We start from the raw sequence: 7284 nt of genomic DNA on the forward strand, positions 1-7284 counted from the left end.
TCTCGCCCTTACGCTTTTCTCTTTAAATGATCATTAGCGTTACAGCCGATGCTCCCGCCCTTACGTTTTTCTCTTTAAATGATCATTAGCGTTACAGCCGATGCTCCCGCCCTTACGTTTTTCTCTTTAAAATATCATTAACGTCACGACCGTAGCAGTCCAAGCAATAAAAAGACACAAAAATGGTCACATAGAGCTTTATGCAGCTGCTATGTGACCACTCCGTCGTTCTTATTGTTCTGTCAGGATTAAAGGTCCGTCCTTCGTAATTGCCAATGTATGCTCATATTGGGCAGAACGCTTGCCATCCATTGTTCTCGCCGTCCAGCCATTATCATCCATTTTCGATTGCCAGACCCCTTCATTTACCATTGGTTCAATTGTGATGACCATGCCTTCTTTTAAGCGCAGGCCCTTTCCAGCTGGACCGTAATGGAGTATTTGTGGCGGTTCATGGAGAGTCGGGCCGATTCCATGACCCGTGAATTCCCGAACAACGGAAAAGCCTTCTGGTTCTACATAAGATTGAATCGCATGACCAATATCGCCCAAGCGATTTCCAATTACAGCCTGTTCAATCCCTTTATATAAAGCATTTTTAGTGACTTCCAACAATGTTTTCGTTTCTTCAGAAACCTCCCCTACCGCATAACTCCATGCTGAATCAGCTAGAGCGCCGTTAAGGTTAACCACCATATCAACGGTCACAAGATCGCCTTCTTTAAGTGGTGTTTTACGTGGGAAACCGTGGCAGATTTCATCATTGACAGACGCACAAGTGGCATACTTATATCCCTTATACCCCTTTTGCTCTGGAGTAGCTCCATGTTTCGCTAAAAATTTCTCTACGAACTGATCTATTTCTGCTGTCGTAACTCCTGGCTTCACAAGCTTCGCAATCTCTTTATGACAAGCAGCCAATACTTTACCCGCTTCATGCATTAATTGAATTTCTCTTTCAGTTTTTAATGTAATCATCGTCTTTCCACCTCATTTTTCCTAAAACCTCTATATTCATTTTAATATTGATTGTCAATGAATACAAATGGAAAAAACGATCGCTCTTGAAACTAGGATTTAACGGACAAACGTTGGGCCAACCAATACACTTGGATGAATGCCTAACGCTAATTTACAAATATGCCCATAGCTCATTTCTTTATTCCTTGCTAAAAATTGTTTAAGAATTTGAAATGTATGATCAGCTTTTAATTTATCAATTTCTGCTTTGTAGACGGAGAATACATAATCGTTTTGTGTATTCGTAATAAATTCACTCGGGTCTTCATCCATAATCATGGCTCCCATCAATTGATATTTATAATGCAATTGACGAGTCAGTTGAATGATATTTATAAATTTATGAAATAGTGTCGGCCTAGTTTTATTTAAATACTCAATTTCATATTTTGCCTGCATTAAATCATGTAAACATGGTGCTACTAACATTTTGTTGATCTCCTTTTTTCGTCATTTCCTGATTAATCCCATGGCTTTGTTAACACTAGGTTTTCTACAAGTTCTTTATTTTTTTGTCTTTTTAGTTTGCGAATTTGTTCTCGCTCTTTTCCTGTTTCAAACAAATATTTTTCTTCTTCTGTTTCTGGGATAATTTTCGCGACTTCCAGTGGTTTTTTGTCTCCACCTAATGGCACAAAGGTTAGAAAGGCCGTAGTGGCAATTCTACGAAAGCCTGTCTCTAAATCTTCTGCAATCACCTTACAGAAAATTTCCATTGATTTTCTTCCTGTATAGCTTACAAAGGATTCAATACAGACAGAATCTGATTGGCGAATAGGCTCGATAAAATTAACAGAATCTGTTGATGCAGTCACGCATTCTTTGACTCTCGCATGCCTTCTAGCTGAAAGTGTCGCACAAGCATCCATTTTCTTCATCAGTACGCCACCAAATAATGTATGATAATTATTCAAATCATTAATCAAAACTTGATCTGTTTGAACTACACGTGTTTCTTTCATTTTTTTAGCTTCCATTCGTACCACCCTATAACAATTTAAAAGAAAAGGATTCATCCCTTTCACATAACGATGATTATAATCCTGTCGACTATATTCGTAAAATGCCATTCATTCATAGCCTCTATAACATTTTTACATGGAATCGCTCTCATTTAAGTGGCAGCATTCCAGAACAAAAGCGCAAGCGCCCGTTTAGCGACGTACAAACTTTCTTAATAAGGATGAACGGCTAAAAACGTGCCATCCTGGCACAACGCCGTTCTGACCAACATCCTGTTGGCCTGAGATAAAGGATACACGGCGAAGAATGAGCCGATGTTGACTTATCGTAGGAAGAAGCTGAAAGTTTGCTGGGCGCTGGAGCTAGACGACGAAACTCAAAATTACAACCTATCCACAAGCGACAATTTTATAGTACGCTAAGCCATAAAAAAAGCCGTTCAAAATCCATGAAACTGGCTTTGAACAGCTACTTTTTAGAATACGTGGCGAATGGCTAACTCATTCTATGTATGTTTTATCCGCATTAACTTTGACTTCGCAAATTGAATAAATTCTTTTGTAAGTGGAGAAAGATAATCATCTTTTTTCCATATAAGTGCCAAATTCCATTCAATAGTGGGATGTACAATCGGGATGGTTTTAATTTCACTTGTTAGCTCTTTTCCTGTACTTTCTGGCAATAATGTAATACCTAGGTTGTAGGCAACCATTTCTTCGATAAAATCTAATTGCGATGTTTCAGAGATAATTTCCGGACGAAATCCAGCATGCTCACATGCTGTTAAAACAAGATTCCGCATCTCAAAGTCTTGATTAAACATAATAAATTTCTCTGTCTTTAATTTTTCTAATGCCACATTCTTCTCACCAACTAGTCGATGAGAAGATGGTACAAATAATTTCAGTTTTTCATTGACGAAAGTAAAATACTCTATGTTTTCTCCCTTACCTGAAAATACAACGACACCTGTATCTAATTGGTTATGGACAATTTTTTCCTCAATTCCTTTTGAACCATCTTCTTCCAATTGAAACGTCACTTCGGGATATTTCTGATGAAAAGTAGACAAAATCTCTGAAAAAAAGAATGAATTAATAATTGAAGGTAGTCCAATACGAATATGACCTTTCTTCAATGTCAATAAATAATCAAGATCTGTATGCAGGAGGTCAATCTGCTGATGTATGATCTTTGCATGCTTTTCTAAGACGTGCCCAGCATCTGTTAACAGTAACTTTTTTCGCGATCGAATAAATAAAGGTGCTCCTATCTCTTCTTCCAAGGACTTAATGATTCTACTTAATGCTGGCTGAGTAATATATAAATTTTCTGCGGCATTTGTAAAATTTCTAGTGTGCGCCACCTCCAAAAAATAGCGTAGATGTTGCGTTTTCACATTAACCACCGCCTGTTTATTGTTTTACGGGAAGTACTTTTCCTTCCTCACTATCACTTAATAGATGATGAAATTCCTTCACTTTCATTAAAGGATGATAGTATCTTTTTGAAAGATCGTACTACCGTACTATAAACGATCGGACATTTTTTGGCAAAATGGTTGAACAATAGCGCCTTGATCTAGGTAGAATGGTAAAATTCGCACCGTCCTGGCGGAACATAAGCTTTGAGTACTTGTTTTATATTTCATAAGGAATAATTCCAATGAAAAAATAAGCTGAGAACAATGAAATGGCAACAACCCCTAGAAATACGATATCCATTTTTGTATAGACGGTAGGATAATAATATGTTCGGCTTCCATTCATTTGAAATCTTTTCGCTTCCATTGCAACAGCAACCCTTTGGGCTCGACGAATGCTTTGGGCAAATAATGGCACCATAAACATCCGCAAACGCTCATATCCCCCTTTTATGCCTCTTGAAAAATGCACCCTTCGGACTTTTAAAGCATCTGAACGTGTCTTTAGTTCCTCTACAACCATCGGCAACAATCGGATCGATGCAATGAAGCTATAAGCATATTTGGGAGTAAGCCTACATTGCTGCATTAAGGCATAAAAAAGCATAATTGGACGGGTGGTCAATAAAAATGTTAAACTAATCATCCCAAAGCAAAGGGTTTTGCACCCCAATAACAAACCATGATAAATACTTTCTTCAGAGATTTTTATAAGGCCCCAAGACCACCACACATGTACTCCTTTGCCAAATAAAATCATCGTTAAGGCAGATGAAAAAAAAGATAGGATCATTGGGATCGAAAAAAGGCTTAATTTTTTCCAAGAATAACCACTCCATCCGTATAGAAGGATGCCATATAGAATAGTTAAATGAAAAACAAATGGGAGATTTCGCTGAAAAAGAACAATAAGCAACAAGAGAAAGAATAGCACAAATTTTAAAGCAGGATTTACTCGATAAATCCATGTTTCTTTAATTGGAGTAAACAGATCCTGCATAAACTCGCTCCTTTCGAGGATTTTGCTGAAAAACTTCAGCTAATACCCCTTGATCAATTCTCCAAACCTCGGTAACAAAATGTTCAACAATCTGCTCATCATGCGTCACCATGATAATCGTGGTCCCTTCCTTACGTAGCTTCTCCAATTGTTGCAGAAGCATAAAGGTATTTTTCGCGTCTTGCCCAAACGTTGGTTCATCCAGTAATAACACCTTCTCTCCTGTCCCAAAAGCAGTGGCAACACTTAAGCGTCGCTTTTGCCCCATTGATAATTGGAAAGGATGACGTTTTTCATTCGGTGGAAGCTGAAATTGTTCCATCCTTTGTTGAATTCTTTGTAGTATATCTTCTTTCGCTCCCTTTAATCGTTCTGAAAAAGCAAGTTCATCCACAACCGAATTCGTCACAAATTGGAGCTCAGGATTTTGAAAAACGAGCGAAAGGCCAGCTGGCAAAGTTCTTTTGCGCTTTTTCCATTGAATATTTTTTCCCTCTAGCTCATATTGACCTGTTGTATGCAATAATTGCATTAAGGCTAATAAAAACGTACTTTTCCCCGCTCCATTTTCTCCAATAATGCCGATCCAACTCCCTGGAGCTACCTCAGCCTTAGGAATTCGGATTTTCTCTTCTTTACCTCGGTAGCCACTAAATTCATCAAGCTTAATCATTGGCTTAGCGGCCGCACGATTTAAACATTCTTCTTCTCTCGCTGTTTGAAGACTTCCATAAGCTGGTGACTGTAAATACTCTGTCCAAACTTGAGGATACCAAATCCCGTATTGAATCAATTCCTGTTTATAAAAGTGGAAAATATCTTCTGGGCAGCCCTCTGCTAGTATTTCTCCATTGTCTTTAAAAAGCACGACACGGTCGACCCAATCAGCAATCTCGTCAATTTTATGCTCGACAATTAGTACTGTTTTCTCTGCCGCCACCTCTTGGACTGATTGCCAAATTTGTTTTACCCCACCAGGATCTAATAAAGCCGATGGCTCATCAAGAAATAATACCTCTGGTTGAAGTAATAACACTGAGGCCAGCGCCAATCGTTGTTTCATCCCTTGTGACAAATCATGAATCTGGGTATGAATAGGAAGTCCCTGTAACCCAACCATTGCAAGTGCTGTTTGAATTTTTTCATCCATCTCGCTTCTGGGAACCTGGAGATTTTCCAATACGAATGCAAGCTCTTCATCCACATATGGCATACAAAATTGCGTATCAGGATCTTGAAAAACAAATCCCCATGATTCGGGTAATTGGATTGCCTCATATTTAAGTGGAACCTCAATAGAATTAGGAATAATTCCACTCAAAACTTGCAGCAAGGTCGATTTTCCACAGCCACTTGGGCCAAGTAATAAGATCTTCTCCCCCAAAGAAACCGAAAAGGATAGATCTTTAAATACGAGAGATTGTTCGTTTGGAAATTTTAAACGGAGATTTGTGACTGCAAGCGCATTTGTGTCTTGTTGTTTTTCCATATGTCGACTCCTTTTTTCCATGCTATCAATCTAGTGCATAGTTAAGCTCATAATTAGCTTTCGGCTAACTGATCGTTTGTTTTCTACCTATTTATCTAATGCTGTATATTCTTCCTTTGCAACAGGGCGAATCAAATTCGTTACACCTGTAGCTTCTAATGCCCGAACAATATAATAGGCAAATACGCCAGTAAATAGGAAGGCACTTATCACACGTAATCCGTATTTGACGAAAAGTGCCCATGCCTCAAGATTTGCGTATCCATAAAACAAATCTAACAAGAAGCCTGCGGCGCAAGACATAACACCAGCTAATCCAGCAACGACCATTCCAAAACGTCTGTATCGAAAAACAGCAAATAATAACTCGGCACCTAGCCCTTGTATAAATCCATAAATCAGGACTTCAATTCCATGCCCAATGAAGGCGGATAGTCCTGCCGCCGCAATACTTGCGAGTAGAGCAACACCTGGCTTGCGAATAAGCAGAAAAGCAAATGGTCCAACCATAAACCACATTCCGTAAAGTAATTGGCGAGCAACTGGCAACATTGGCTTAATCACTGTGTATAAATCATCCCAAAATTTCATCGTTATCCCAAAGACGACCCCAAGCATGACAGTAATCAATAAATCTGTAAATTTTAATTTCTTCAATCTTCTCCAACCCTTCCTTTTTTAAAAAATACAAAAAAGCCGTCTAAAAATGCGCAGACGACGAGAAGGGCCCTGTGATCAATTGATCATTCTCTACGCTGGCATTACCCAGATCAGATTAACGGTCAGTAGCGGATTATTGCTACAATCTCAGCCTGATTCCTCAAGCACCCGTGACGGACTTTTATGTAATTAGCCTTACTATACAATAGTTTAAGAGGGGAAGCAAACTTTTCTTAAAAGTTAGTTATATGAATCAATTTCATAATCCCATTTGTAAAAAATAATTTGTTCAATATAAATTGTAATAGAGCCTGTAAACACAACGTGAGAGCCTATACACCAGTAATTTCCGCTTCAGGTGGACGCTTTCCGGGGGCCGTGCGATGAGCCTTCTCGTTCGCTTCTCAGCTCACTGAGGGATCTCACCTGTCACGCTAATCCCCAGGAGAAGCCGCCTTCCGCTCCAATCAACTGATATGAAGGTTACAATAAATATTTGAATCACAATAACGTTCGTGTTTTATCTTTTGATCCATAATTATTTCCTCCACTAGGGAATACATTGGTCTTTTGAAGCTTAGCATTTCAATCATGTGCTGATTCCCCTTTAAAAGCAATTCTATTACAAGGAGGCTGAGACAAAAGTGTTTCCACACAACTAGGTTCATATACCCCGCTCCGGAAATATACTTCGCTTTCCGCGGGCGGCTGGTGAGCTTCCTCGTGCTA

General features: G+C 38.9%; 7 protein-coding genes. All 7 read right to left on the reverse strand.

The window, feature by feature from the left end; genetic code table 11:
• Positions 1 to 231: 231 nt before the first annotated feature.
• The 7 genes from map to IPU53_RS10195 all read right to left on the reverse strand — a co-directional run bounded on the left by map (position 232) and on the right by IPU53_RS10195 (position 6552).
• On the reverse strand, positions 232 to 978 hold the full coding sequence (map, locus tag IPU53_RS10165) for a type I methionyl aminopeptidase (protein ID WP_207450401.1): 747 nt from the start codon (positions 976 to 978) through the stop codon (positions 232 to 234).
• Between the two features lie 99 nt (positions 979 to 1077).
• The gene (locus IPU53_RS10170; RefSeq protein WP_207450404.1) at positions 1078 to 1449 is read right to left on the reverse strand and encodes a hypothetical protein; all 372 of its coding nucleotides are present in this window, start codon (positions 1447 to 1449) and stop codon (positions 1078 to 1080) included.
• 32 nt (positions 1450 to 1481) lie between these two features.
• Complete coding sequence (locus tag IPU53_RS10175) at positions 1482 to 1997, reverse strand: acyl-CoA thioesterase (RefSeq protein WP_207450406.1); 516 nt, start codon at positions 1995 to 1997, stop codon at positions 1482 to 1484.
• Positions 1998 to 2488: 491 nt separating this feature from the next.
• Positions 2489 to 3382 carry a LysR family transcriptional regulator gene (locus tag IPU53_RS10180; protein ID WP_207450408.1) on the reverse strand — a complete coding sequence of 298 codons (894 nt, stop codon included), beginning with the start codon at positions 3380 to 3382 and terminating at the stop codon, positions 2489 to 2491.
• 241 nt (positions 3383 to 3623) lie between these two features.
• Positions 3624 to 4406: an energy-coupling factor transporter transmembrane component T family protein gene (locus IPU53_RS10185; RefSeq protein WP_207450410.1), complete on the reverse strand. Its 783-nt coding sequence runs from the start codon at positions 4404 to 4406 to the stop codon at positions 3624 to 3626.
• The gene (locus IPU53_RS10190; RefSeq protein ID WP_207450412.1) at positions 4381 to 5895 is read right to left on the reverse strand and encodes an ABC transporter ATP-binding protein; all 1515 of its coding nucleotides are present in this window, start codon (positions 5893 to 5895) and stop codon (positions 4381 to 4383) included. The genes IPU53_RS10185 and IPU53_RS10190 overlap by 26 nt, the downstream gene beginning before the upstream one ends.
• Positions 5896 to 5982: 87 nt before the next feature.
• The gene (locus IPU53_RS10195; protein ID WP_278253267.1) at positions 5983 to 6552 is read right to left on the reverse strand and encodes an ECF transporter S component; all 570 of its coding nucleotides are present in this window, start codon (positions 6550 to 6552) and stop codon (positions 5983 to 5985) included.
• Positions 6553 to 7284 lie beyond the last annotated feature (732 nt).

Source organism: Bacillus sp. SD088 (assembly GCF_017355205.1).
Lineage (GTDB): Bacteria > Bacillota > Bacilli > Bacillales > Bacillaceae_C > Lederbergia.

Excerpts from the sequence above, each read along its gene's own strand:
- IPU53_RS10190 (WP_207450412.1), bottom strand. The coding sequence starts at position 5,895 with ATGGAAAAACAACAAGACACAAATGCGCTTGCAGTCACAAATCTCCGT.
- IPU53_RS10185 (WP_207450410.1), bottom strand. The coding sequence starts at position 4,406 with ATGCAGGATCTGTTTACTCCAATTAAAGAAACATGGATTTATCGAGTA.
- map (WP_207450401.1), bottom strand. The coding sequence starts at position 978 with ATGATTACATTAAAAACTGAAAGAGAAATTCAATTAATGCATGAAGCG.
- IPU53_RS10170 (WP_207450404.1), bottom strand. The coding sequence starts at position 1,449 with ATGTTAGTAGCACCATGTTTACATGATTTAATGCAGGCAAAATATGAA.
- IPU53_RS10175 (WP_207450406.1), bottom strand. The coding sequence starts at position 1,997 with ATGGAAGCTAAAAAAATGAAAGAAACACGTGTAGTTCAAACAGATCAA.